The sequence below is a fragment of the Pseudidiomarina insulisalsae genome, assembly GCF_003987065.1.
GTDB lineage: Bacteria > Pseudomonadota > Gammaproteobacteria > Enterobacterales > Alteromonadaceae > Pseudidiomarina > Pseudidiomarina insulisalsae.
Genome location: NZ_PIPY01000002.1, coordinates 87,199 through 112,236, shown reverse-complemented (window position 1 = coordinate 112,236; position 25,038 = coordinate 87,199). Strand labels below are relative to the sequence as shown.

General features: G+C 54.0%; 27 protein-coding genes. 16 read left to right on the top strand and 11 right to left on the bottom strand.

Features of this window, described 5'->3' with window-relative positions; genetic code table 11:
• Positions 1 to 47: 47 nt before the first annotated feature.
• From ftsY to CWI71_RS02080, 5 genes are all read left to right on the top strand, one after another.
• Entirely contained in the window at positions 48 to 1,292 is a 1,245-nt protein-coding gene (gene ftsY / locus CWI71_RS02100) for a signal recognition particle-docking protein FtsY (RefSeq protein ID WP_126753609.1), read from the top strand.
• The gene (gene ftsE / locus CWI71_RS02095; RefSeq protein ID WP_126753608.1) at positions 1,289 to 1,966 is read left to right on the top strand and encodes a cell division ATP-binding protein FtsE; all 678 of its coding nucleotides are present in this window, start codon (positions 1,289 to 1,291) and stop codon (positions 1,964 to 1,966) included. The genes ftsY and ftsE overlap by 4 nt, the downstream gene beginning before the upstream one ends.
• Positions 1,963 to 2,943 (top strand): permease-like cell division protein FtsX, encoded by a 981-nt coding sequence (ftsX, locus tag CWI71_RS02090; protein ID WP_126753607.1) that lies wholly within the window; start codon positions 1,963 to 1,965, stop codon positions 2,941 to 2,943. Before ftsE ends, ftsX begins: the two co-directional genes overlap by 4 nt.
• Positions 2,944 to 3,104: 161 nt before the next feature.
• Positions 3,105 to 3,971: an RNA polymerase sigma factor RpoH gene (rpoH, locus tag CWI71_RS02085; RefSeq protein ID WP_126753606.1), complete on the top strand. Its 867-nt coding sequence runs from the start codon at positions 3,105 to 3,107 to the stop codon at positions 3,969 to 3,971.
• Between the two features lie 3 nt (positions 3,972 to 3,974).
• The gene (locus CWI71_RS02080; RefSeq protein WP_126753605.1) at positions 3,975 to 4,226 is read left to right on the top strand and encodes a YkgJ family cysteine cluster protein; all 252 of its coding nucleotides are present in this window, start codon (positions 3,975 to 3,977) and stop codon (positions 4,224 to 4,226) included.
• A 1-nt stretch (position 4,227) separates the two neighbouring features.
• Here the strand turns inward: CWI71_RS02080 and CWI71_RS02075 are convergent, their stop codons facing one another.
• The 3 genes from CWI71_RS02075 to gpmI are packed head-to-tail and all read right to left on the bottom strand — an operon-like array spanning position 4,228 to position 7,733.
• Positions 4,228 to 5,037 carry a divergent polysaccharide deacetylase family protein gene (locus tag CWI71_RS02075; protein ID WP_126753604.1) on the bottom strand — a complete coding sequence of 270 codons (810 nt, stop codon included), beginning with the start codon at positions 5,035 to 5,037 and terminating at the stop codon, positions 4,228 to 4,230.
• Positions 5,038 to 6,204 (bottom strand): murein hydrolase activator EnvC family protein, encoded by a 1,167-nt coding sequence (locus tag CWI71_RS02070; RefSeq protein ID WP_126753603.1) that lies wholly within the window; start codon positions 6,202 to 6,204, stop codon positions 5,038 to 5,040. It abuts the gene before it with no gap.
• Positions 6,201 to 7,733, bottom strand: a complete 1,533-nt coding sequence (gpmI, locus tag CWI71_RS02065) for a 2,3-bisphosphoglycerate-independent phosphoglycerate mutase (protein ID WP_126753602.1) — start codon at positions 7,731 to 7,733, stop codon at positions 6,201 to 6,203. The genes CWI71_RS02070 and gpmI overlap by 4 nt, the downstream gene beginning before the upstream one ends.
• Before the next feature lie 175 nt (positions 7,734 to 7,908).
• Here gpmI and CWI71_RS02060 point away from each other — a divergent pair, with 175 nt between their 5' ends.
• The 3 genes from CWI71_RS02060 to gpsA are packed head-to-tail and all read left to right on the top strand — an operon-like array spanning position 7,909 to position 9,902.
• Positions 7,909 to 8,337 carry a rhodanese-like domain-containing protein gene (locus CWI71_RS02060; RefSeq protein ID WP_126753601.1) on the top strand — a complete coding sequence of 143 codons (429 nt, stop codon included), beginning with the start codon at positions 7,909 to 7,911 and terminating at the stop codon, positions 8,335 to 8,337.
• Between the two features lie 37 nt (positions 8,338 to 8,374).
• The gene (gene secB, locus CWI71_RS02055; RefSeq protein WP_126753600.1) at positions 8,375 to 8,878 is read left to right on the top strand and encodes a protein-export chaperone SecB; all 504 of its coding nucleotides are present in this window, start codon (positions 8,375 to 8,377) and stop codon (positions 8,876 to 8,878) included.
• 22 nt (positions 8,879 to 8,900) lie between these two features.
• Positions 8,901 to 9,902, top strand: a complete 1,002-nt coding sequence (gene gpsA / locus CWI71_RS02050; protein WP_126753599.1) for an NAD(P)H-dependent glycerol-3-phosphate dehydrogenase — start codon at positions 8,901 to 8,903, stop codon at positions 9,900 to 9,902.
• On the opposite strand, the gene slmA is transcribed toward gpsA, so the two are convergent.
• Positions 9,894 to 10,478 (bottom strand): nucleoid occlusion factor SlmA, encoded by a 585-nt coding sequence (gene slmA, locus CWI71_RS02045; RefSeq protein WP_126753598.1) that lies wholly within the window; start codon positions 10,476 to 10,478, stop codon positions 9,894 to 9,896. The genes gpsA and slmA overlap by 9 nt on opposite strands.
• A 46-nt stretch (positions 10,479 to 10,524) precedes the next feature.
• Positions 10,525 to 11,769: a bifunctional phosphopantothenoylcysteine decarboxylase/phosphopantothenate--cysteine ligase CoaBC gene (coaBC, locus tag CWI71_RS02040; protein WP_126753597.1), complete on the bottom strand. Its 1,245-nt coding sequence runs from the start codon at positions 11,767 to 11,769 to the stop codon at positions 10,525 to 10,527.
• 172 nt (positions 11,770 to 11,941) lie between these two features.
• On the opposite strand from coaBC, the gene radC reads away from it, so the two are divergent.
• The 3 genes from radC (at position 11,942) to rpmG (ending at position 13,183) form a co-directional block, all read left to right on the top strand.
• The gene (gene radC / locus CWI71_RS02035) at positions 11,942 to 12,619 is read left to right on the top strand and encodes a RadC family protein (RefSeq protein WP_126753596.1); all 678 of its coding nucleotides are present in this window, start codon (positions 11,942 to 11,944) and stop codon (positions 12,617 to 12,619) included.
• A 160-nt stretch (positions 12,620 to 12,779) separates the two neighbouring features.
• Positions 12,780 to 13,016, top strand: a complete 237-nt coding sequence (gene rpmB / locus CWI71_RS02030) for a 50S ribosomal protein L28 (protein WP_026861340.1) — start codon at positions 12,780 to 12,782, stop codon at positions 13,014 to 13,016.
• An 11-nt stretch (positions 13,017 to 13,027) separates the two neighbouring features.
• On the top strand, positions 13,028 to 13,183 hold the full coding sequence (gene rpmG / locus CWI71_RS02025; RefSeq protein ID WP_126753595.1) for a 50S ribosomal protein L33: 156 nt from the start codon (positions 13,028 to 13,030) through the stop codon (positions 13,181 to 13,183).
• Positions 13,184 to 13,232: 49 nt separating this feature from the next.
• On the opposite strand, the gene CWI71_RS02020 is transcribed toward rpmG, so the two are convergent.
• Positions 13,233 to 13,898, bottom strand: a complete 666-nt coding sequence (locus CWI71_RS02020) for a 2OG-Fe(II) oxygenase (protein WP_126753594.1) — start codon at positions 13,896 to 13,898, stop codon at positions 13,233 to 13,235.
• A gap of 68 nt (positions 13,899 to 13,966) precedes the next feature.
• Between CWI71_RS02020 and mutM the strand changes: the two genes are divergently transcribed.
• On the top strand, positions 13,967 to 14,782 hold the full coding sequence (mutM, locus tag CWI71_RS02015) for a bifunctional DNA-formamidopyrimidine glycosylase/DNA-(apurinic or apyrimidinic site) lyase (protein ID WP_126753593.1): 816 nt from the start codon (positions 13,967 to 13,969) through the stop codon (positions 14,780 to 14,782).
• Here the strand turns inward: mutM and bioH are convergent.
• Positions 14,779 to 15,561 carry a pimeloyl-ACP methyl ester esterase BioH gene (bioH, locus tag CWI71_RS02010; RefSeq protein WP_126753592.1) on the bottom strand — a complete coding sequence of 261 codons (783 nt, stop codon included), beginning with the start codon at positions 15,559 to 15,561 and terminating at the stop codon, positions 14,779 to 14,781. The two genes, mutM and bioH, sit on opposite strands and share 4 nt — an antisense overlap.
• Before the next feature lie 32 nt (positions 15,562 to 15,593).
• Between bioH and CWI71_RS02005 the strand changes: the two genes are divergently transcribed.
• Positions 15,594 to 16,292, top strand: a complete 699-nt coding sequence (locus CWI71_RS02005; RefSeq protein ID WP_126753591.1) for a ComF family protein — start codon at positions 15,594 to 15,596, stop codon at positions 16,290 to 16,292.
• On the opposite strand, the gene CWI71_RS02000 is transcribed toward CWI71_RS02005, so the two are convergent.
• Entirely contained in the window at positions 16,289 to 18,901 is a 2,613-nt protein-coding gene (locus tag CWI71_RS02000; protein ID WP_126753590.1) for a M14 family zinc carboxypeptidase, read from the bottom strand. The two genes, CWI71_RS02005 and CWI71_RS02000, sit on opposite strands and share 4 nt — an antisense overlap.
• Before the next feature lie 144 nt (positions 18,902 to 19,045).
• Here CWI71_RS02000 and nfuA point away from each other — a divergent pair, with 144 nt between their 5' ends.
• The gene (gene nfuA / locus CWI71_RS01995; RefSeq protein ID WP_126753589.1) at positions 19,046 to 19,624 is read left to right on the top strand and encodes a Fe-S biogenesis protein NfuA; all 579 of its coding nucleotides are present in this window, start codon (positions 19,046 to 19,048) and stop codon (positions 19,622 to 19,624) included.
• A gap of 78 nt (positions 19,625 to 19,702) precedes the next feature.
• Positions 19,703 to 21,103: a DUF4397 domain-containing protein gene (locus tag CWI71_RS01990; RefSeq protein ID WP_126753588.1), complete on the top strand. Its 1,401-nt coding sequence runs from the start codon at positions 19,703 to 19,705 to the stop codon at positions 21,101 to 21,103.
• Here the strand turns inward: CWI71_RS01990 and CWI71_RS01985 are convergent.
• Positions 21,071 to 22,438: an MATE family efflux transporter gene (locus CWI71_RS01985; protein ID WP_126753587.1), complete on the bottom strand. Its 1,368-nt coding sequence runs from the start codon at positions 22,436 to 22,438 to the stop codon at positions 21,071 to 21,073. The genes CWI71_RS01990 and CWI71_RS01985 overlap by 33 nt on opposite strands.
• On the opposite strand from CWI71_RS01985, the gene CWI71_RS01980 reads away from it, so the two are divergent.
• Positions 22,404 to 23,465 (top strand): polysaccharide deacetylase family protein, encoded by a 1,062-nt coding sequence (locus CWI71_RS01980; protein WP_126753586.1) that lies wholly within the window; start codon positions 22,404 to 22,406, stop codon positions 23,463 to 23,465. The two genes, CWI71_RS01985 and CWI71_RS01980, sit on opposite strands and share 35 nt — an antisense overlap.
• Positions 23,466 to 23,469: 4 nt before the next feature.
• On the opposite strand, the gene CWI71_RS01975 is transcribed toward CWI71_RS01980, so the two are convergent.
• Both CWI71_RS01975 and cyoE read right to left on the bottom strand, forming a co-directional pair.
• Positions 23,470 to 24,093, bottom strand: coding sequence for an SCO family protein (locus tag CWI71_RS01975; protein ID WP_126753585.1), 624 nt, complete (start codon positions 24,091 to 24,093; stop codon positions 23,470 to 23,472).
• A gap of 19 nt (positions 24,094 to 24,112) precedes the next feature.
• Positions 24,113 to 25,009, bottom strand: a complete 897-nt coding sequence (gene cyoE, locus CWI71_RS01970) for a heme o synthase (protein ID WP_126753584.1) — start codon at positions 25,007 to 25,009, stop codon at positions 24,113 to 24,115.
• Positions 25,010 to 25,038: the final 29 nt, after the last annotated feature.

Genomic DNA, 25,038 nt, shown 5'->3' with positions numbered 1-25,038 from the left:
CGCCATTGTAAACTGACTCGCAGTGAACTTCCAAAGGTAAACAAGGCATGGCTAAAGGATCATTTTTTTCGCGGCTCTTTAAAAAAGACGAAGCAAAGGAAGAGCAACAGCAGGATAGTGAACAACAAGAGCAACAAGAAGAGCAACAACAAGAGCAACAAGAAGACGTTCAAGAAGAAGCTCAAGAAGAGCGCCCATCTGTCGCTGAAGTTGTTGCGCCTGATGCCGCGGAAATTTGTGCGCAGGTGACCGCCGAAAGCCAGGCCCAGCAGACCCCCGCCGAGCCGGAGCCAGAACCGGAGCCAGAACCAGCTCCGCAAGTTGCAAAAGCTCCGCAAGAGCAGGCAAAACCGGGACTGTGGCAACGTTTGACCCGTGGCCTGAAAAAGACCTCCACTGCCATCGGTGACGGCCTGTGGGGCGTATTCAAAGACAAGAAAATTGACGATGATCTGTTCGAAGAACTCGAAACACAGTTGCTCACTGCTGATATCGGCGTGCCCACGACCATGCGCATTGTTGAGCGACTCACCGAGCAGGCGGACCGCCGGCAATTAAAAGATGCGGAAAAACTGTATCAGCTGTTACAGGACAATATGGTTGAAATTCTGCAGGAGGTTGAGCAGCCGCTTGAACTTCCGCAACAGCAGGAAGGGCCGTTCGTTATTCTGATGGTTGGCGTGAATGGTGTCGGTAAAACCACCACCATCGGTAAGCTGGCACAACAATTTAAGCGTCAGGGCAAGTCAGTGATGCTGGCGGCGGGTGATACCTTCCGCGCTGCCGCGGTCGAGCAGTTACAGGTCTGGGGCGAGCGCAACGAGATTCCGGTCATTGCCCAGCATACCGGTGCCGACAGTGCGTCGGTTATCTATGACGCCGTGGCTGCAGCAAAAGCCCGTAATGTTGACGTACTGATTGCCGACACCGCCGGACGATTACAGAACAAAGCGCACTTGATGGATGAGCTGAAGAAAGTGGTGCGGGTAATGAAAAAGCTTGATGAGAGCGCACCTCACGAAGTGATGTTGACCCTGGATGCCGGAACTGGGCAAAATGCGATTAGCCAGGCCAAGCTGTTCACCGAAGCGGTCGGAGTGAGCGGTATTACCCTGACTAAATTGGACGGCACCGCCAAAGGCGGCGTCATTTTCGCCATTGCTGATCAGTTTAAGCTGCCTATTCGCTACATTGGCGTCGGCGAGGGCATTGACGATTTGCGGCCATTTGCCGCCGAGCCTTTTGTCCAGGCATTATTTCAGAAGGCCATTGAGGAGCCGCAAGCGGAATGATTAAATTTGAGCAGGTCAGTAAAGCCTATCCGGGCGGCTTTCAGGCTTTAAAGAATGTCAGCTTTGCCATTGAGCCGGGCGAAATGGCCTTTCTAACCGGCCATTCCGGCGCCGGTAAAAGTACTGTACTTAAGCTCATTAGTTTAATGGAACGTCCGACCGCGGGACGCGTGCTGATTAACGGTCATGACCTGAAGCGTATTAAACGTAAACAGATTGCCTATGCGCGGCGTGACATCGGCATGATTTTTCAGGATCACCGGCTGCTGATGGACCGCACCGTTTTTGACAATGTCGCCTTGCCCCTGTTAATTGAAGGCTACAGTCTGGGGGAGGCCCGCAAACGGGTGCATGCCGCGCTGGAAAAAGTCGGTTTGCTGGACAAAGTAAGGCACTATCCGATGATGCTCTCGGGGGGCGAGCAGCAACGCGTGGGTATTGCCCGCGCCGTGGTCAACAAGCCGCCGTTACTGCTGGCCGATGAACCGACCGGGAATCTTGATCCCAAACTCTCTGCCGAAATTATCAAGCTGTTTGAAGACTTCAACCGGGTCGGTGTTTCGGTGCTGATTGCAACCCACGACTTAAGCCTGATTGCACGCATGCGCTACCGCACCCTGACGTTAAAAGACGGCCGTATGATTGATGACGGTCTGGCGGAGGTCACAGCATGAGTGTGTTATTCCGTGGCCGCCAGCAGGGCGCCAAGCAGGTCAGAATTTCCGCCTGGCGCCGTTTCGTTACTTTCTGGCTGCACCATGCGCAGCAATGTATCGGCAGTCTTGGTGAGCTGGCGCGCTATCCGTTTGCGTCACTGATGACCATGGCGGTTCTGGGCCTGAGCCTGACCTTGCCGGCAACCCTCTATGTGATTGTCAAAAACACCGATGCCGTCGGCGCCAACTTTCAACAGGCGTCGGAAATCACTCTGTTTCTTAAGCAGGGGCTGAGCGAGCAAGAGGTTGCTACCTTCAGTCGCCGGCTGCAGCTGTCTGAAGCCGTTGCGCAAGTCGAGCTTATCGATAAAGAAGCGGGGCTGGCTGAATTTCGTGAACGTTCTGGTTTCGGCGAAGCTCTAGATACGCTGGCCGAAAATCCGCTGCCCGATGTGTTGCTGGTAACCCCCGCCGCAGGACACCGTGGCCCGGCCGCGGCCGAACAACTGCAGCAGCAGTTGGCGCAGGAACGGGAGGTTGATGAGGCACGGCTGGATCTTGGCTGGTTACAACGTTTTCAGGCGATTGTGCAGCTGATCCGGGACGGCTTCCTGGGGCTGGCACTGTTACTGTGTATTGCTGTCGTTTTGATTGTCGGTAACACCATCCGCCTGAATATCAGCAGTAAACGCGATGAGATTATGGTGATGAAGCTGGTTGGCGCGACCGACGCCTATATTCAGCGGCCGTTTCTCTACACCGGCTTATGGTACGGTCTGGTTGGCGGTATCATTACCTGGTTGGCGACGGCACTGTTACTATGGTGGTTAAGCGATGCGGTGGCAGACATTGCTGATCTTTATGCCAGTCAATTTCGTTTAAGCGGACTGAATTTAGCTGAAATGGGCGTCGTCTGGGGCCTGGCGATAGGTCTGGGATTGGTCGGTTCGTATATAGCTGTAAGAAAACATGTCAGTGCTATTGAACCCCATTAAAACAGCCCCATGTACCTTATAGGAAGATCATTCGATCCCATTGTCAGCAGCGTCAGATTTGCTAGAATGAGGGAACTTATCAGGCTTGAAACAGTCTGAGTGTGTGACAGAAAAAAACCACGTTGAAAAAGACTGTCACCAGCAAGAGAGGATGTTGTTGCATGAGCACTGAACTTACAAACATGGCGTTAGCAGTACCGCAGAGCGGTGGCAGTCTTGAGGCCTATATTCAGTCGGTCAACCGCATTCCAATGCTTACTGCTGAGAAAGAGCATGAGCTGGCAGTTCGGTTAACTGAAGAAAACGATTTAGAAGCTGCGCGCGAGCTGATTATGTCGCACCTGCGTTTTGTTGTGCATGTGGCGCGCAGTTATTCAGGTTATGGCTTGCCGCAGGCTGACCTGATTCAGGAAGGCAATATTGGCTTGATGAAAGCTGTCCGTCGCTTCGACCCTTCGGTGGGCGTGCGTCTGGTGTCTTTTGCGGTGCATTGGATTAAAGCCGAAATTCATGAGTATGTGCTCAAGAACTGGCGCTTAGTGAAGATTGCGACCACCAAGGCGCAACGTAAACTGTTCTTCAATCTGCGCAAAATGAAAAAGCGTCTGGGTTGGTTCACTCAGGAAGAAGTGAATACCGTGGCCGAGACACTTGGCGTCAGCACCGACGAAGTGATGGAAATGGAAGCGCGTATGAGTGCCCATGACCAAGCTTTTGAGCTTAGCTCTGATGACGATGACGCACGTGAAAATAGCACGTATTCACCGGCGCAGTATCTGGAAGATAAGCGCTCTGATCTTGCGGAAGAAGTCGAGCAGGAAGAGTGGCAGGCACATACCCAGCAGCGTTTGTTCTCAGCCATTAAAACCCTCGATGAGCGTAGCCAGGACATCGTTCGTGCGCGCTGGTTAGATGAAGATAATAAGTCGACGTTGCAGGAACTTGCTGATAAGTATCAGGTGTCTGCAGAGCGTGTGCGCCAGTTAGAAGCGAATGCGATGAAAAAGCTGCGCATGGCAATGGCGTAAGTCATGCAATGTCGTGTCGGTTGCGGTGCTTGTTGTATCGCACCGTCCATCAGCTCCCCCATACCAGGAATGCCAGCCGGGAAACCCGCTGGCATTCGTTGTATTCACCTGACTGAAAAGAATCTCTGCGGCATTTTCGAACACCCCGAACGCCCGCAGGTTTGCGCTGCTTTTGCCGCCGAGCCATCGGTGTGCGGTACAAGTCGCGATGAAGCGCTGATTTTATTAACACGTCTGGAACAGGAAACGACCTGATTCACCAGCAGTAGTCACCGATCATAGTGGTGCTGCCCATTTTTTCTTTCCCTTCGCAAAGTAACTCAGAGAAATAAACCAGCTCAATGTCTTCATTCGGCATGCTGGCGAGCTGTTGCAAAAATGTCAGGGTACTCGTGTGAGGATGCCCAATAACAATGGCATAGCCTTGATTTTCGGCGATCAAACGCGCGCGTTGCCATTGTGCGCGGATCGCCTCCAGGGAGGGGGCATTATCAATAAACACGTGGCGCCGGTTACTGGGAATGCCCGCGGTACGGGCGGCGGCTTCCGCTACCGTCGCTGTGGTCGTTCGGCTGTCGAGAAAATACAGACTGCGCTTTTTGAGCTCCTGCATCAGCCAATCCATTTGCTGTGGCTGGGCGGTTAATAAGCTGCCTTGATGATTGTTCAGTCCGCGCGCCTGCGGCAGGCGCGAGAATGCAGCCCCCAGGGTAGCAATGAACTGAGCTTTACTGTCAAAGCGATCGAGCACTTCCTGTGTTTGCTCGGTCATGCCTTCCGGCTGCATGGGCATATGGATCATGACTTCATGACCGGCGGCGTATGCCTGCTGGGCCAGGCGTTCCCCGCTGGGGGTAAAAGGCAGAATGGCAAGTGTCACGGGAAAGCTAAGCTCAGTAAAAGCGGTATGGCCACTATTATGGCCGAGGTCGTCAATCACAATGGCAATGCGGGGCAATGGCTTAATGGCTTCAGCCGGTGGCATATTACCGCTGCCTTGATCGCTGGCGGCCCACGCCTGAACAGTGAGCAGTAGCCCGCTTAGCAAAACACCGAAGCGCATCATTTAGCGCACCCACCGGGTCGGATTGACCGGGTCGCCCTTCACCCGGATTTCGAAGTAAAGCGCAGGCGTTTCACGGCCGCCACTTTGCCCCACCCGGGCGATGTCCTCACCCCGGCGCACCACCTCACCGACATTCGGCAGGATGGTTTGATTGTGACCGTATAAGCTCATATAACCATCGCCATGATCAAGTACCAGCAGCAGGCCAAAACCACGCATCCAATTGGCGTAAATGACGCGACCGTCGGCAAGAGCTTTCACCGGCGTACCTTCGGCAGCATCAATCACCACGCCTTTCCACTTTACGCCACCACTGCGCGCACGGCCGAACAGGCGCTGGACTCTGCCTTGTGCGGGCCAGCTTAGCTTACCTTTGAGCTTGCTCAAGCCCTCAAGTTGTGGCTCGTCGCGCAAGGCCGCAATAATGGCGGCGAGTACTTCTTCAAGCTCACGTTGATCCTGCTCGAGCTGAGCGATGCGGGACTCGTCTTGTTGTTGCTGTTGGTGCAGTTGGCGGACCAGCTGTTGTTGCTCGGCCTTTTGTTGTTGTAACTGCTGCCGCTGCGCCTCTTGCGCACGCTTTTGGCTGGCCAGGGCTTGCTGCTCTGCCGCAACCTCAGCAGTTACCTGTTCAAGCTCTGTTGCGGTGGCCTTAAGCTCAGCAAGTTTCTGCAACCGGGCGCGATTGAAATAACCGTAGTAGCCGTGCAGGCGCTCAAAAGCTGCCGGGTCCTGCTGATTGAGAATGAGTTTGAGCAGATCGTGCTCGCCAATGCGATAGGCCATGTCAATTTGCCGCGCCAGCCACTTTTGCTGCTGTTGCTGTTCGGCGCGCAACTGACGTTGTTGTTGCTCAAGAGTGGCAATGCGCGCGAGCGTTGCCGCCAGCGACTGTTCGAGCTGCGACAGCTGACTGGCAACATCGGCAATGCGTTGATCAAGTTGCTGTAACTTGAGCTCGGTAGCGCTGAGCTCACGTGCGCGCTGCTGCATCGCAGTCTGACGGCGTTCGAGCTCGCGGGCAATAGCATCAATGCGGGCCTGCGTTTGTGCGGCGCTTTCTTCGCTGGCCTGTGTCGCAATGTTTAACGCTGGCCCAGCGTAGCCTGCTGTCGCGGGAAGCAACAGTGCAAGCAGTATCAGGCTACGCAAGGCAACTACGGTCATTTCAGTCGAACAATAGGGGTACCTGTCATTTCGGCAGGAATCTCCAGTCCGAGCAGGTGCAGCATAGTGGGTGCTACATCGGATAATTGCCCCCCGTCACGCGGTTCAGCGTCGCGACCGACGTAAATAAAGGGAACCAGTTCGCTGGTATGCGCGGTATGCGACTGCCCAGTGCTATGATCCTGCATCTGTTCGGCGTTGCCATGATCAGCGGTAATAAGACATTCGCCGCCTACTTTTTCCAGTGCCTCAACGACGCGGCCAATGGAGCGGTCCACCGCTTCGATAGCTTTAACAGCAGCATCAAAGTCACCAGTATGGCCAACCATATCACCGTTCGGATAGTTGCAGATAATGACATCTTGCTCACCGCTTTCGATGGCTTTGACCAGCTTGTCGGTCAGCTCTTCACTGCTCATTTCCGGCTGCTGATCGTAAGTTGCGACGTCGGGTGAGGGCACCAGAATACGGGTTTCGTTGTCAAACTCCTGCTCACGTCCACCGCTAAAGAAGAAGGTGACATGGGCGTATTTTTCGGTTTCAGAAATACGTAGTTGCGAATAGCCTTTGTTCGCAAGGTACTCCCCCAGCACATTGGTAAGTTCCTGTGGCGGGAAAGCTACTTTACAATCGATATCTTTGGCGTATTCGGTCAGTGACACAAAGTCGGCCAAATCAGGGCGGCGCTTGCGGTCAAAGCCGTCAAAGTCATCGGTGACAAAGGCGTGACTCAGCTGTCGCGCACGGTCAGCACGGAAGTTCATAAATACCACGGTATCACCGTCCGCGACTGGCGCAGCGTCGCCAACGCGGGTTGGTTCGACAAACTCATCACTTTCGTCGCGCTCATAGGCTTCGGCAAGTGCGATAGCCGCGCTGTCGTAATGATGTTCTGCGTTGCCTTCGACAATGAGTTGCCAGGCTTTTTCAATGCGATCCCAGCGTTTGTCACGATCCATAGCGTAGTAACGACCACAGAGCGTTGCAAAGCGGCCCACGCCTAATTTACTGAACTGTTGTTCAAAGCGCTCCAGCGAAGGCTTGGCCGAGCGCGGCGGCGTGTCGCGGCCGTCCAGGAAGGCATGTACATAAACGCGCTTGGCGCCACGCAACGCGGCCAATTCGACCATGGCCAGCAGATGATCCTCGTGGCTGTGCACGCCACCGGGAGAAACTAAGCCCATAATATGAACCGCGCCGTCATGTGCCAGCGCGTTGTCGACCGCGTTAACCAGCACTTCGTTGCTGAAAAACTCGCGGTCGGCAATGGCTTTGCTAATACGGGTGAACTCCTGATAAACCACCCGGCCGGCCCCGAGGTTGACATGACCGACCTCGGAATTGCCCATTTGTCCGTCGGGCAGGCCAACGGCTGCGCCGGAGCCGTCAATGAGTGTATGCGGATACTTTTCCCAAAGCTTGTCCATGTGCGGTGTATGCGCCGCAGCAATGGCATTGTCGTCCGCTGCTTCACGGTAGCCCCAACCGTCTAGAATTAACAGGGCTAATAGAGTATGTGGTTTAGCCATTGAACATCCTCAAATTTGTTAGGTTTGGGTTGTGCTTGATCTGTCATTAGTTTATGCGATTTTCTGCCATAGCGCACCCGCTGTCGGTCGAAATGCCGGCAAATTTTGCTGGTAACTGCCATTTCAGACGGTATACTCTGGTGCTTGATTTTTTCAGTAGGAGCAGTGAATAACCATGGAGCAACTTCTTGCTTTTGCCGCCGACCACTATTTGATGAGCATCTTATGGGTGGTTTTGCTGATCGCGATTATCGTTTCTTATCTTTCAGCAGCAACCTCAAAGGTTAAAGCGTTAACAGCGCAAGAAGCGACCTTACTGGTCAACCGTAACGACGGTGTCTTTGTTGATATTCGCTCAGTTGATGAATTTCGCAAAGGACACATCCATGGCGCGATTCACCTTCCTGCTGAGCGGATCCGGAAAAATGACACCGCGGCACTTGATAAATACAAATCGGTCCCCATCGTTGTGGTATGTGCAACCGGTATGACCGCCAAAGCAGCTGCTCAGCAGCTTACCAAAGCGGGTTACGAGAACGTTGCCTTATTACAAGGTGGAATCTCTGCCTGGCAAGGCGCCAGTTTTCCGCTCGTTAAAAAATAAAATTCAATCAATTAGATAGTTAATAGGAAGTAAGACCATGGCTGACGAACAGCAAGTAAATGGCGCCGCACAAGGCGACGCACAAGACCAACAGCAACAAGCATTCGCAATCCAGCGCATCTACACCAAAGACGTGTCTTTTGAGTCTCCAAATGCACCAGAAATTTTCCGCAAAGAGTGGAAGCCAGAGCTGAATCTTGACCTGAACGTTAAGAACACCAAGCTCGAAGACAACACTTATGAAGTGGTTCTGAAAATCACTGCGACCAACAAAGTGGGTGACGATGTTGCGTTCTTGGCTGAAGTTCATCAGGCCGGTATTTTCACTATTGCTGATTCAATTGAAGAAGCACAGCGTGCACAGCTGTTAGGCGCTTTCTGCCCGAACATCCTGTTCCCTTATGCGCGTGAGTGCTTGTCAAGCCTGGTAAGCCGTGCAACGTTCCCACAACTGAACCTTGCTCCGGTTAACTTTGACGCGGTATTTGCACAACACCTGCAACAGCGTCAACAGCAGGCGTCTGAGCAAGCTGACGCTTAATTAGCTGGTTGATAAACCACTAATGACTCAAGCTAAAGTAACAGTGCTAGGTGCCGGTTCCTATGGAACTGCCCTGGCACTTTGTTTTGCGCGCAAAGGAACGCCCGTCTGCTTATGGGGCCGTGACTCCCTGCAGGTGCAGGCAATGGCTTCGCAACGTGAGAACAAACGCTACCTGCCTGGCATTTCTTTACCTGACTCACTGACCGTAACCGATGACCTTGCCGATGCGGTGCGCGATTCGCAAAACATCGTGGTGGTGGTGCCGAGCAGTGGTTTTGCTGAAGTACTCAACGAAATCAAGCCTTTAATGCCTGAGCACGCGCGTGTGGCCTGGGCGACCAAAGGTCTTGAGCCAGGTAGTGGACGACTCCTGTTTGAGGTAGCGCGCGAGATTTTAGGTCAGGATCACGCCCTTGCGGTGCTCTCAGGGCCCACCTTCGCGATGGAAATGGCAAAAGGGCTTCCTACGGCTATTTCTATGTCATCGACCGATCCTGACTTTGTGCATGAGCTCTCTGACCTTTTGCACTGTGATCGCAGCTTCCGGGTGTATACCAATGACGACTTTATTGGTGTGCAGCTAGGTGGTGTGGTGAAGAATGTCATCGCCATCGGCGCCGGTATGGCAGATGGTATTGGCTTTGGTGCGAATGCACGTACGGCGTTGATTACCCGTGGGCTTGCTGAACTCACCCGGCTGGGACTGAAACTGGGCGCGAAACCAGAAACCTTTACCGGTATGGCCGGATTAGGCGATCTTATTCTGACCTGTACCGATAATCAGTCGCGTAACCGACGTCTGGGTCTGGCACTTGGCAAAGGCAAAAGTGTTGACGCGGCCATGCAAGAGATTGGTCAGGCGGTGGAAGGGTACCGCAATACCAAAGAAGTGGTCATGCTGGCGCGTCGCAACGATGTTGAGATGCCGATCTGCGAGCAGATTTATGACGTGCTGTACGGTGACACCACGCCTCAGCAGGCGGCGATGAACCTGCTGAGCCGGGCAAAAACCTCAGAGTAACTGGTGCGCGATGGTCTGCCATTGCGCATCGAATTCACTGGTCGGGGTTTGTTTGAACTCAGAACGCACAAACTGCGCGATTTTACCGTCAGCATAAGCCATCAGCAGATTCGCCAGTACCGCCTCATCTAAACGACTCTGTACATTTTCCCGCAAGCGACGCTCACGTAGCGCCTGTTTCAGGTTCGATTCAATTTTGGTGAACAGGTTCTGCACCCGTGAGCGCAGGCGCTCATGTTCGCCCATTAATGCATCGCCGGTCAGAATACGGGTAATGCCCGGGTTACGCTCAATAAAGGTCAGCACCACGCGCAACATCATTTCACAGCGCACCAGGGTGTCTTTCTCGACTTCCATTACCTGATTAATGCGGGTCAGAACCGCTTCTTCGGTAAACTCAATTAAGCCCTCAAACATCCGTGCCTTCGAAGGGAAGTGACGGTATAAGGCCGCCTCTGATACGCCTAATTCCGCCGCCAGATTCTTGGTAGTAATGCGCTGGCCCGGGCTGGTTTCCAGCATGTGCGCCAGGGTGCCAAGAATCTGTTCTTTGCGGTTGGGTTTTTGCGTTGTCATTGTTGTTGTTATCTCCGTACTCTCTCATTAGGGCGCAACAGCAGGCTTAGCTCGCCCTGGTGTGGCTCTGTAATTGTGCCAGCTGGCGTAAAATGGCTTCGGCGATGTGGGATTTGGCCGCACGCGGCAGATCTTTTTGCTGCAACTGCCCCTGCGCATCGTGCCAGAACAAGGTCATGGCATTGGCGTCACTGTTAAAGCCAATGCTGCTATCGCTGACGTCATTTGCCGCTATCATGGCTAACTTTTTGCGCTTTAATTTGTCTTCGGCATAGTGTGCAACCTCTTGCGTCTCGGCTGCGAACCCAATGCATAACGGTGCATTGTCGCTGGTCGCGACGGTGGCGAGGATATCAGGGTTACGGACCAGTTCGAGTTGCGTGCGATCTGCTGATTTTTTAATTTTCTGTTCGGCAACTGTCGCCAGACGATAATCAGCAACAGCAGCACAAGCAATAAAGACATCGGCGTCGGTAACGGCTGCTTGCACGGCCTCGAGCATTTCCTCTGCACTTTCAACATCGACGCGTTGCACGCCCTCGGGGGCTGCGAGTTGCGTGGGGCCGCTGACCAAAGTCACCCGCGCGCCCAGGCGCCGCGCTTGCGCGGCCAGCGCATAGCCCATTTTGCCCGAGCTGTGATTACTCAGGTAGCGCACCGGATCAATGGGCTCACGGGTAGGGCCGGCAGTAATGACAATATGTTGGCCGCGAAAAGGACCCTGCTGCGGGGCCAGTAGCTCGACCACGGCGTCGCGCAGCGCAACCGGTTCAGGCATGCGCCCGGCGCCCACGTCACCACAGGCCTGGGAGCCACTATCGGGCTCAATAATATGAAAACCAAGTGCGGCAAGACGATTCATATTGTCCTGCACCGTCGAGGCCGACCACATTTGCTGGTTCATTGCTGGCGCCAACATAATAGGTGCGGTGGTAGCAAGGCACAGCGTGCTGAGCAGGTCATCAGCAAAGCCATGGGCGAGCCGGGCCAGCGTATTGGCGCTGGCCGGAGCCACCAGAATAACATCAGCCCATTTGGCTAACTCAATATGGCCCATCGCTGCTTCTGCCGCAGGATCAAGCAGATCATCATGTACGGGATGACCGGATACCGCCTGTAAACTTAATGGGGTAATAAACGCGTGCGCACCAGAAGTCATCACTACCCGCACAATAGCGCCCACTTCGCGCAAGCGGCGCACCAGGTCAGGGCTTTTATAAGCAGCAATACCACCACTTACTGCAACCAGTACATGGCGTCCCGATAACGCTGTAGAAAGGCTTTCCGTCATAGTGAGTCCTTACGTAATCTTTACCGGCTAAGATACCATGAGGCGGGATATTTTTGCGAATTTAATCGATGTCTTACGGCGGCGAGCCAGCCGCTGACCGGCAACTTGCTCCTGCGCATGTTAAGCTGCTTCGGCCAAACTTTATAGGACTATCAGGGTTCAGGGAGGAATCATGGCGACAGTGAAACAATGGCCCAGTTGCGAGCGGCCACGGGAAAAACTGGCTGAGATGGGGGTGACCGCGCTAAGTGACGCGGAGTTGCTGGCCATCTTGCTCGGCACCGGCATACGCGGCAAGGATGTGGTGACCTACGCCCGCGACCTGCTGGCTTGTTATGATGGGATTGGCGGATTACTTGCGGCGCCCGCCAGTGATTTATTACAGCAGTTGGGTATGGGACCGGCACGGGTTATGCAGTTGCAAGTGGTGATGGAGATCTCACGCCGTTATCTGGCCTGGCAATTGCAACGTGACGCGGGATTCACGCAACCGTCAATGGTGGGCGACTACCTGACCGCGCAGCTCCGCCATCAGCAGCGTGAAGTGTTTGTGGTGTTATTGCTCGATAGTCAGCACCGGCTGCTCAAATATGTTGAGCTATTCCACGGTACGATAAACGCTGCGCCGGTATACCCGCGCGAAATCATAAAGCTGGTGATGCAACACAATGCGGCGGCGGTGATTCTGGCCCATAATCACCCGTCAGGTGTGGCAGAACCCAGCCAGGCCGATCAACGGGTTACCGAACGGCTGAAAAAAGCCCTGGGCATGATCGACGTGGCGCTGCTGGATCACTTTGTGATCGGCAGCGGCAAGCCGGTTTCATTTGCCGAACGCGGGCTGTTGTAGTAGAGTAGCGCCACCATCCAGATGATCAGCAAAAGATCAAAAAAATACGTCGATCACTTGATTACCGAGCCGGATTGCTGTATAAAATGCGCCCTCGGATTCAAGGCAAGGCCGCGATGGGCGACAGGCGAGCTTGAAGCAATTTTTGGAGTAAAAAACGATGTCACGAGTATGTCAAGTTACAGGAAAGCGTCCGGTTACCGGTAATAACCGTTCTCACGCGCGCAATGCGACCAAGCGTCGTTTCCTGCCGAACCTACAATCTCACCGCTTCTGGGTAGAATCAGAAAAGCGTTGGGTGAAGCTGCGTATTTCTACTAAAGGTATGCGCATTATTGATAAAAACGGTATCGACTCTGTGCTCGCAGACCTGCGCGCACGTGGCGAAAAAGTGTAAGGAGCTGAACCATGCGTGATAAGATTCGTCTAGTTTCTTCTGCCGGTACTGGTTTCTTCTACACTACCGACAAAAACAAGCGTAACATGCCAGAAAAAATGGAAATCAAAAAGTACGATCCAGTTGTTCGTAAGCATGTCATGTTTAAAGAAGCGAAAATTAAGTAATTTTTGCCTCCTAAAGCAGAACGCAAAAACCCGGCTCCGGCCGGGTTTTTTAATGGGTGGGATCCACCAGCCCGCCAATACTGGCGTTGAGCCGGTACCAGCCGGTAATGCTGTAACGATCGCGTAAGCCGGCAAGCACCTCGTGCACAAAAACGTCACTGAGAAAAACCACCAGCTTACCTGCTTCAGGTAGTACCGTCTCCAGCACTTCACCGCGCTCGCCATAAATAACCAGCTGTCCGCCATCGGCTTCCTGCCATTGCGGATTCAGGTAAAATACCGTGGTCAGAATACGGTTGCTACGTCCTTTAAAGGCGTCCAGATGCTTGCGATAAAAAGCACCCGGCGGGTAGTGGGCAAGGTGACATTCGTAATCGAACAGACCCATAAACAAGCTACGGTTTATCTCCAGCCGCAGCCGATCCATCATTTTCAGATAGGCATTTTCGTAGGGCTGTTCAGCCTGTAACCAACGAATTTTGTCCTGGCGCACTGCGGTATTGGTGGTAAATTTGTCGGCACGGCCAATGCCTGCCTGGTACCACGCCTGTGACGGCAAGCCTAAAGCATAGTCGTACAGCTGCTGACATTGAGCGCGGGCGAGAAAGTTCGGTACAATGACATAACCCTGAGTGGCCAACAGCTCGAGATCGATCGCTTCTGTGGCGAAGTCGTCAACATGCAATGCTGCGTCGGTATGCGGCTCAGATCTCATGGTATAGCAGGGCTCCGAATTTTTCGGCGAATATAATGAACACTTAGCTTAAATACAAGAGAATTCAAATGCCAGAATTACCCGAGGTTGAAGTCAGCCGCATGGGCATTGCGCCCCACCTTGAAGGTGAGCAAATTGCGCGCGTCGTGGTGCGTGATCGGCGCTTGCGCTGGCCGGTGCCCGCGTCGGTTGAAAGTCTTGCCGGGGCGCGTATCGCTAAAGTGGAACGACGGGCGAAATATCTGATTTTACATACCGATAAGGGCTACTTAATCCTCCATCTGGGTATGTCAGGCAAGCTGCGCATTGTGCCCAGCGACAGTCTGGTGGTCAAACACGATCATGTCGACCTGCAACTGAGCAATGGCCAGTGTTTACGTTTTAACGACCCGCGTCGCTTTGGCTGCGTTCTGTATAGCCCGAATCACCCTGGCGATGCGCACCCGTTGCTGGCTGAACTGGGTCCTGAGCCCCTGACTGACGCTTTTACTGCCGCTTATTTATATGAACGTTCACGTAACAAGCAACAGGCCGTTAAGACCTTCATTATGGACAACCATGTGGTCGTCGGAGTGGGTAACATTTACGCAAACGAAGCGCTATTTAAAGCGGGCATTCATCCCAAACGCGCGGCGGGTAACGTAAGTCTGGCGCGCTATCAGCGCTTGGTACCGATTATCAAAGAGACGCTGACCGAAGCGATTGCGCAGGGCGGCACCACCTTGCAGGACTTTACTCAGGCTGACGGACAACCTGGCTACTTTAAACAGCATTTGAACGTGTATGGTCGTGGCGGTAAGCAGTGCATGGTTTGTAAAACCGAGCTAAGTGAGATCCGTTTAGGTCAGCGCAGTACCGTCTATTGCAAGCGCTGCCAGCGCTAATCAACCCGTCTAATAAAGTTGGCCAGGGCCTGCATAAATGCCTCAGGATCACTGATAAAAGGCGCGTGACTACATTGCGGCGCAATATAGCTCTCGCTTTGCGGCGTGAGTGCATCGACCCGGGGCACGACTTTGCTCGGTACCAGGGCGTCAAGGCGCCCGTAAATGCGTAAAAATGGCATGCTCAGACGCGCTAATTCGGCGCGTAAATCGACACTCGCCAGCATATCAAGACCAGCATCCAGCACGCTCACTTCGGCCATTGGCTTGCTGAACAGCCATTCTTTAATCATTTTGACGTCTTGCTTTGCATGGGGGCTGCCCAACGACTGTAGCGCCAGAAAACGCTCCACGGTACGCCGGAAGTCCTTACTTAGTTGCTTGCCAAATTGCGTCAGAATAGCCGGTTCAATACCGGGCCAGTCAGGCGCAGCTGCGGGGAAATAAGGTGAGGACGCCACCGTGGTCAGGCTATGAAAGCGTTGCGGCGCCTGCAGCGCCAGTTGGGTGGCGACCAGCCCGCCGAGCGACCAGCCGACCAGATGACATCGCTCTGGTAAGGCCTGCAGCGTCAAATCGCACAAATTCGCAAAGTTAAGTGGCAGTTCTTGCGGCCAGGGGGACTCGCCATAACCGGGTAAATCGATGCGGGTCACCCGGCCCACCGCCTCCAGTGCTGGTAGCACCGGGGTCCAGATATTGGCATTCAACCCCCAGCCATGGAGTACAACAATATCCGTTCCGCTACCACTGACCTGCGACCAAACCTTAGCTACCATTTACCTGTCTCATTACGACTCAAGGAGGAGCTATGGTACCGCTGGAGCAGATGTTTGCCAAGTTGCCGGGCGGCTGCTGCTGGCTCTGTCTGTTGCCACTTAAGGCCACGGAGGCGAGCGGTTTTTGCCGGGCCTGCTTTGCCGATCTACCGCGTCTACCGCCGCGCTGCCTGCACTGGCGCGGTAGTATTCAGGCTCAACGCCATGGCCGCTATTGGTTCGCGGCGCTTGCCTGGCAACGGGATAGCAGGCAGCTTGTCACCTGTCTTAAGTTTCAGCGAAGTCCGGAGCTGGTACGTTGGTTGGCGCCATTGTTAAGCGCGCAAGTCATGGCTTGTTATCAGAGCTATGGGGTGGCACTGCCCGATTGTGTTGTGGCGATGCCAATGACGGCAAAGCGCTGGCGACAACGGGGTTACAATCAGGCCAGTTTACTTGCCAAAGCCGTGGCTGAACAGCTGCAACGACCTTATGCACCGGGCCTGTTACGGCGCCTGACCGATGAACAGCGACAACATAAATTAAGTCGTCGACAACGTTGGCAAAGCATGGAGAACGCAATGCACTGCACGCGCAGTGTAGGAGGGCTAACCGTTGCGGTGGTCGACGATGTGTTGACCAGCGGGGCTTCAGTCACCGCCGCCGCTGCGGCATTGCAGCGGCGAGGTGCGAAGGCGGTCGATGCTTGGACATTATGCTACACCGAACCGCTTCATGCTGGAGATAGTTAGTGGGCTGCTTCTGCCGCTTCGGCAGCTGCCGCCGCTTCATCTTCATCACGCTGTGGATAAGCGTCAATCGCCGGCGAGGTGAAAATAGCGTTGCTTAACAGCTTCGCGGTACCCCAGAAAAAGGCGCGGAAGTTAACGTCGTCAGCAAAACCAATGACCCGGCCACCACCATAACGATGGGCGACAATCGCTGCTTTCTCACTGATCACTTCGCGGTTTTCTTTCGCCGCGTAACCACTTAACAGCGGCTCCTCAAGGTAACGCGCCACGGTAATGAACGGTGATTCGGGTACTTCCATAGCATTCAGGCTATCTTTAAAGATCGGCAGTTTGCTACGTGGGAAGCCAAACGTTAGTGGATGACTCAAGTCGAGCTCAGTACCAAAAATCGCACCGGCAACACGACGCTTGCCATAATAGCTATCGCGGTCAGCGTAGCTTAACTCGCTGCTGTCGAATTTCTCGTCGAAAACGCTGTCGTCAACAAAGCTTGCTGCCAGCAGTTCATTTTCTGCCAGCCATTTTGCACCACCTTGCTGGCCAATCACGGTACCGCCGTCACGTACCCAGTCGCGTAGGCGACTGACACTGCGGTCGTTAAGGGTACGATAGCTGCCATCCACCATAATAATATGGGTGTAGCGCTGTAAATCGATGCGGTTAAAACGGTCCGTATCGATCATCGAAAGCGGAATGCTGACGTGGCGATCGAGGTAATACCAGGCTTCGCCATTTTCGTACATGTTAGCGCCATCACCCACCAGCATCATGACCTTCACCGGTTCAACCGGACGCAGGTTACGGCTACCTAAGTCGATACCTTCGGGTGTCAGACCTGAAGTGATACTGTGGATCGCTATATTGTTTCGAGTTGCGACTTCAAGCACTAGCTCTTGCACTTCTTGCCAACTCTTTTGCTGATTGGCACGCGTCACGACCACAGCGCCCTGGGCAAAGGCATGGGTACCATCGCTGACTTTCGCAGTGAAACTCTCGTCCGCCTGGCGGACATACACGCCGGCAGCCAATAGCTCTTGCAGCGCACGAGGGGCAAAATAACTGTGCCAGTCAAAGCCGTAGGCATAAGCGTTAGCAGCCAGTGCGACAGACGTAGTTTCCGGATCCTGCCAGCGCTGGTCGCTGTGACGTACGCGGGCGTCGGTGCTGGCAAAATTAACGTTAAAGGCCAGCGGTAAGGTCCAACCTGAGACGTCATAGAAAGTATTGTCGCGGAAATTCTGCTGAGTGCTGAAAATGGCACGAATCAGGCGGTACTGAGGCTGCTCCAGTGGCACGTAATAGCTACTGCCCGGAGTGTAAGTTACGCCGTTTTCGGTCACCTTAGAAGTGATTGGGTACACCTGAATATCGTGCTGATCGAGGATTTCCAGTAACCCGGCCAAGCGTGCCGGATCGTTGTTTTCGCCGATCAGGTAACCATTGAAGTCAGCGTCATCAGCCAGCTCCAGCGCCTCATCAAAGAAGCGCTGCTGATAATCGAGAAACGCTGCTTTGCTGGCGTGTGCCCCATACATGGTTGTTAAGGAGGTGGTGAGCTGGTTTTGAATGGTGAACGGAAATTTCACCACGCCGTTAATGGAATCCTGCGCATGACCACGGCTTGAGGCTTGCTCAAACAAAATACCAATTGCGCCTTGTACGTCTGGATAGGTCGAGCCTTTACCTACATAGAAATCGTCAAACGCTTCCTCGGTAAAGTACAAGTGACCTTGCTCGTCCAGAGCTGCGGCGTGATCGTCAGCCAGCTTTCCGGTAAGTGTCACGTTTTCATCCGGGGTATAAGGATTACGACGCGTAGGAATACCTGGTTGGAAGAAGAAGGTGCTGTTGGTACCCATTTCGTGGAAATCGGTCAGCACATTTGGCTTCCACTTCTGGAAGTTCGCGATACGGGCGCGCGATTCCGGGTGCTGCAACAATAACCAGTCGCGGTTTAAGTCAAACCAGTAATGATTCACCCGTCCGCGTGGCGTACCCTGCACATGTTCACGGTGCTGCGGATCGGCCACCAGGTTTTCACTGCGGTGCTGATTCGCCCAGTGCGCGAAACGCGCCAGACCGTCCGGGTTTAAGCTTGGGTCTAACAGAATAATGGAGTCGCGTAGCACGGCCTCAATTTTTTCGCCCTGTGCTGCGGCAAGGTAATAGGCGTAGAGCAGTGCGGCGTTGCTGCCGCTTGGCTCGTCACCGTGAATACTGTAACCCATGTAGAGTACCAGCGGCGCGGTTTCCGGATCGCCTTTGCGGGCCGGATCGGCAATAGCGAGATGCGCATCGCGCAATGCTTCAATGTTTTTGTGATTCTCTGGCGTGGTGATCGTCACCAGCAGCAATGGACGCGCCTGATGGGTGCGGCCAGTGACTTCCAGTTCAAAACGGTCACTTTTTTCGGCCAGTATTTCCATATAACGGACCAGTTGGTCATGGCGTACGTGCCATTCACCCACTTCATAGCCCAACACTTCCTTCGGCGTTGGGATACTTGGGTCGTAAGTCACGTCATCGGGTAAATAATCTTGCAGCGAAGCACTGTGGGCACTGAATGTTACCAGCAGTAGAGCCGCCGCGAATAACTTAAGCAAGCGCATAATACCTTCCTGAGTAAATGAGACATCGGTACAAGCTAGCAAAATAGCGGGCCTGGCCCAAGCTGGTTACTATGCAATGACCGATTTTTGCGATAAGATATACCCTACTAAATTACTCAAGTATAGCAGTGAGGTGGTAAGCCCATGATTCGTATTACTGAAAGCGCCCAGGCGCATTTTCGCAAATTGCTTGCCGATCAGCCGGATAACACCAATATCCGGGTGTTCGTGGTGAACCCGGGCACGCCGTCAGCAGAGTGCGGTGTTTCCTATTGTCCACCCGATTCGGTTGAGCCTGACGATGAGCTGCTGCCGTTTTCCGGTTTTGATGCCGTGGTCGACTCGGGCAGTGCGCCATTTTTACAAGATGCAGTGATTGACTTTGAAGAGCAGGAACTTGGCTCGCAACTGACCCTGAAAGCACCGAATGCGAAAGCCCGTAAAGTGGATGACGATGCACCACTGATTGAGCGTGTCGAGTATGTCATCCAGGCTGAGATCAATCCACAACTGGCCAACCACGGCGGTCGGGTCGCGATTAACCAGATCACTGAAGATGGTTATGCCATTTTACAGTTTGGCGGCGGTTGTAACGGTTGTAGCATGGTCGATGTCACGCTAAAAGAAGGCATCGAGAAAGAACTTCTGCAACGCTTCCCCGGTGAGCTTAAAGGCGTGAAAGATGTCACCGAGCACCAACCCGGTGAGCACTCGTATTATTAACAAGTGGTGAAAAAGTGATCCCGAACACTTTTTGGTTCCGTATGTGTAATTTGCCAATAACACAACGAGGAACTTCTTATGAACGGGATCAGAAAACTCAGTATACCCGCGCTGGCGGTGCTAATGCTAGCAGCCTGTGGCAGTGACAACGACAACCCTGATCCAATTGTCACGCCACCACCCCCTCCGCCTGCCTCCACTTACCTGCGCGTTCACCATAGCGTGGCCGACGCGCCTGACGTTAATGTTTTAGTAGACGGCAATGCAGCACTTGAGGGCGTACCCTTTGGCGCTTCGTCCGCGGTACTTGAGCTCGACGAGGGCTCCTATAGCATTCAGGTCGACGGCATATTGCCAGATGGTTCAACCGCAACCGTTATCGGTCCCAGCGATGAAAACCTGGGCGATAACTTACGCTATGAGATTTTTGCCGTCGGTAAAGTGAGTGACGGTTCCATTGCGCCGCTAATTTTTGCCAATCAGACCACCGAGGTCACTGATGGCAATGCGCGCGTTGAAGTCGTGCATGCGGCGCCTGACGCACCTTTGGTGGATGTCTTTGTGACCGCTCCCGGCGCCGATTTAACGGCCGAGACTGCGGTCACCACGCTGGCCTTTACTGATAATTCCGGGCAGGTTGAAGTCCCTGCAGGTGATTATCAGGTACGTATTACCGTAGCCGGCGAACCAGCGACGGTGGTGTACGATAGCGGTACCCTGAATCTGGTTGATGGTGCCGACCTGGTCGTTGCTGCGATCACCAATACCATGACTGGCAGCTCACCGGTCATGCTACAGGTGGCCAATGGTGAAGGCGCGGTAATCGTGCCTGACGTGAACGCCGGCGCCGATATTCGGGTCGTGCATGCCAGCGCCGACGCGCCAGCGGTTGATGTCACTCTGAATAATGCTGCGTCACCGGCCATTGCCGATTTGGCATTTTTAGAAGCTACTGGCTTTGTTAATCTGCCGGCGGGGGACTATCTGGTTGATGTAGCTGCTGCAGGAGGCTCGCCCGTGGTACTTGACGACGTGCCTTTGGCGCTTGCAACCAGCGACATGCTCAGCATCTATGCGGTGGGCGCCTTGGGCGACAGTTCGCTGACGTTGGCGGCGGTCAGCGATATGCAACGCCGAATTACGACCGAAGCGCAATTGCAACTGGTGCATGCTTCACCCAGTGCCGGTAACGTCGATATCTACGTTACCGCGAGCGATAACATTAGCAACGCGGATCCGGCCTTTAGCGATGTCCCCTTTAATGCCTCTGCGTTGGTGTCGACCGGTTATGTTTCATTGCTACCGGGCGATTATGTCGTGACGGTCACGGCCACGGGCACCAAAACTGCGGCAATCGGCCCGATTCCGCTAACGCTTGAGGGGGGTGGTATTTATACCGCCGCAGCAGTCGATGCGACAGGTGGTGGTTTGCCACCGCAACTTATCTTACTCGACGATCTGGCGCCGCCGGCGCAATAAATAGACCCATTGGCTAACGCCCCGGGCGAGTAAGAACGCACTCAATGCCAGCCACAATCCGTGGTTGGCATTTTCTTTACTAAGCAAGGTCTGGCCCAGATACCAGCCCGGCAAAAACACCAGTACCGCACTGATCACCATAGTGTCGCGCATGGCGCGCGCCCAACCCAGCGCAATGTAGACACCGTCAAAGTAATAGCTCCAGTGACCGAATAACGGTAGAAAGTAAACCCATGGCAGATAAACACTTGCGGTTTGGATGACATCCGGCAAGTCGGTCAGCAGCCGTATAATGCCGGCGCCCGCCAGCCAGAACACCAGACTGTAGATGACGGCAAAGAATCCCGACCATAACAGCGTCAGACGCAGCCAGTAGCGCACTTCCGCCCGGCGCTGGCGTCCTACCGCCGCGCCTGCAAGTGCTTCTACGGCATAGGCGATGCCATCAAGCCCCAGTGAAATCAGCATAAGGAACTGCATTAACACCGCATTGACCGCAACGTATAAATCGCCAAAGCGCGCGGCGTAGCCTGTCATTGTCGCCATGCATAGCTGCAATACCAGCGAGCGGATAAACACATCGCGATTCATACCCAAAAAGCGCGCAAAGTAGTGACGCTGTAATTGCCAGTGATGGCGTAGCATCAGCACCTTGCGCAACATAAACAGGCCTAACAGCGCAGTGCTGACCTCGGCAGTAGCAGAGGCCCAGGCAGCGCCGCGAACGTTGAAGTCGAGGCCAACGATAAGGATCAGGTCGGCAATAACATTGACCGCATTAGTGAAAATAACCAGTAACATGGCCTTGCGACTTTCCTGGCGCCCCAGCAGAATGCCCAGTACCACCAGATTCACCAACGCTGCGGGCGCTGCCCACATGCGGATGCCAATATAACTGGCGGCATAGTGTTGCAGATCCGCGCTTGGGGAAATCAGCCACCAGGCCAGTTGCAATAGCCAGGGGGTGCTGAGGGTTAACAGCACGCCTAGTACCACCGCAAAACTTAGCGCATGCAAGGCAATCTGACGTTGTTCATCGCGTTTGTTACGGCCAAAGGCGCGGGCAATTTCACCGGTCGTGGTCATTCGTAAAAACACTGCCAGCAGAAAGACGAAACTGACCACCATGGCGCCGAGTGCGACGGCGCTGAGGTAGATCGAATCAGGCAGATGCCCTATGATTGCGGTATCAACAAGACCGAGCAATGGCGCGGCAATATTGGAAATGATCATCGGCAAGGCAATGGCGAAGATCTTTTTATGTGCCGGCCAGGTGCCCCAGAATTTCCGGAGATGAACTATGCGTTGGTGGTTGTTCGCTTTACTTTGGCTCATGAGCTTCCCTGTGCTAGGCGCAGCGGCGCAACACGGTGTTGTAATTTTACAGTACCATCATGTGGGTGATGATACACCGCGCGTCACCTCGATTACAGCCGCAGAACTTGAGGCACATTTTGCTTACCTGCAGGAACACGATTATCAGGTGGTGTCATTGCAGCAGGCGCAGCAGTATATCGCCAGTGGCGAAGTACCTGACAAATTGGTAGCCATTACCTTCGATGACGGCTGGCGCAATGTTTATGACAATGGTCTTGCGGTGTTCAAGCGTTATGAGTACCCGTTTACCATTTTTGTTAACCCGCAGTTGATGGCAGAAACGCCGCGTTTGTATATGGACTGGGAGCAGTTAAAAGAGCTGGAAAATTACGGCGCGACCGTAGCCAACCACTCGAATCATCATCAGCATATGACCTGGCAGGCACCCGATGAGTCGACCGGGGAATGGCTGGCACGGCAACAACAGGATGTGCTGGCGGCACAGGCCGCGCTGATGCATGGCATGGGAAGCGCACAGCCGCGCCACTTTGCTTATCCTTACGGCGAGTATAATCCGGAGCTCGCGGAAATGTTGGCGGAGCAAGACTTTATTGCCTTTGGTCAACATAGCGGACCGTGGGGACCCGAAACGCCCCTGACTGAAATTCCGCGCTTCCCGGCATCGGCTCAGTACGCCAATCTGAAGACCCTGGCGACCAAGCTGGCAAGTTTACCGCTTCCTGTGCTCAGTCATGCGCCGGCATCGATGGTGCTGGACGCGGAAGAAGCTGCAGACGGCATTACAGTTCAGGTACGTCTGAAACATACCGATGACTTTGACGCCACGCAGCTGGGCTGCTTTTATCAAGGTGAGCGGGTCGCGCCAAAATGGCAGGAATTGACCTTTGCGTTACAGCTGGAGCAATTACCGATAGGACGTTCGCGGGTGAACTGTACGGTACCCAGTAAAAGTGAACCGGGACGTTTTTACTGGTATTCAGTGCCGTTGGTACGCCCAAATGACGTCGGGCGTTGGCCGGATTAAGTTCTTAGTCGTACTGCTGGATGATCAGCTGGAAGTCGCGGATCATTTGATCCATGTCGACCGTGGGCAACTCACCCGGTTGGTGGCTCGCCTTGAAAATAGCGTGGCGCTCGCCGTCGGGATTGACCAGCACAATAGCTGAGCTGTGATTGACCAGATAGTCGGTCTCATCGGCCGCGGGAATGGAGTACATCAGCCCAAGGCCGTTGACGAATGGGTAGAGCTGCTGATGGTCGGCGCGTACGCCCATGAACTCGCTACCAAAGTAGGTGTTGTAGTCTGCTAGCTTTTTGATGGTATCGCGTTTCGGGTCGACGCTAATCATCCACACCCGTACCGGACGTTCTGCCAGTGATGCTAACTGCGGCAGAGCCTTACGTAGATCGGCCATAGTGGTCGGGCAAATATCCGGGCAGGAAGTATAGCCGGTAAACAGAAAAGTCCACTGACCGGTCAGGTCTGCATTGGTCAGTTGCGCCCCGGTGTGCCCCTCAAGAATGAAAGGATTCAGTTCACGCGGCGGATCATACACCAGCGCCTGCGGCTGTGGCTTGGGCAAGCTATTAAAAATAACCACACCGGCAACCAAGGCAATAATTGCAACCACTGATATTAATAATTTCTGCATTTTGTACTCCCTTGGCCGTTTAAATAGCGGGTGTAGCCACGTAATGGTCTACTAACAATAGCACAAATAGCGCCATCAATTGCCAGATAGAAAAGCCAAACATGCGATAAGCAGTATGCTTTTCAGGGGCAAACTTCAGCTTCCAGGCATAGCCCAGGAACCAGAGACTCAGAATGCTTGAGCCGACTAAATAAATGAGTCCGGACATGCCCACGATGTACGGCAGCAGACAAATCATTGCCAGCAAAATGGTGTACAGGAAAATACAGGTTTTCGTAAATTCAATGCCATGGGTCACCGGCAGCATCGGAATCTCAGCTTTGGCGTAGTCTTTGGCGCGATGTACGGCTAATGCCCAGAAGTGCGGCGGCGTCCAGGTGAAGACAATCATCACCAGTAAGATGGCGTGGGGGTGAATTTCGTTGGTAACCGCCGTCCAGCCCAGCAGAGGAGGTGCCGCTCCGGCAAGTCCGCCGATAACGATATTCTGCGGTGTGGCGCGCTTCAGATACATGGTATAGACAATGGCATAACCAACCAGCGAGGTCAGCGTCAGCCAGGCGGTTAGCATGTTCACCCACAGGGCTAACACAATAAAGCCGAGCGTACCGATTACTGCAGCAAAGCCAAGCACATGACGTGGTGAAAGGCTGCCCGATGGCAGCGGTCGGCGCAGGGTGCGGGCCATGCGCGCGTCAATGTGACGATCGACCAGATGGTTCACCGCTGCCGCGGAGCCAGACATTAGTCCGATGCCTGCCATAGCGGGAATGAACACGTCCCAGCCGACCCAGGTTGGACTTGCCAGACACATGCCGACCAGCGCGGTCAGTAATAGTAGTAATACGACCCGCGGTTTCGTCAATTCAAGGTAGTCACGCCAATGTGCGTGCGCTTTATAGGTCATCTCTGTCATACAACTTACTTCCTCTCACACGCAGTTAT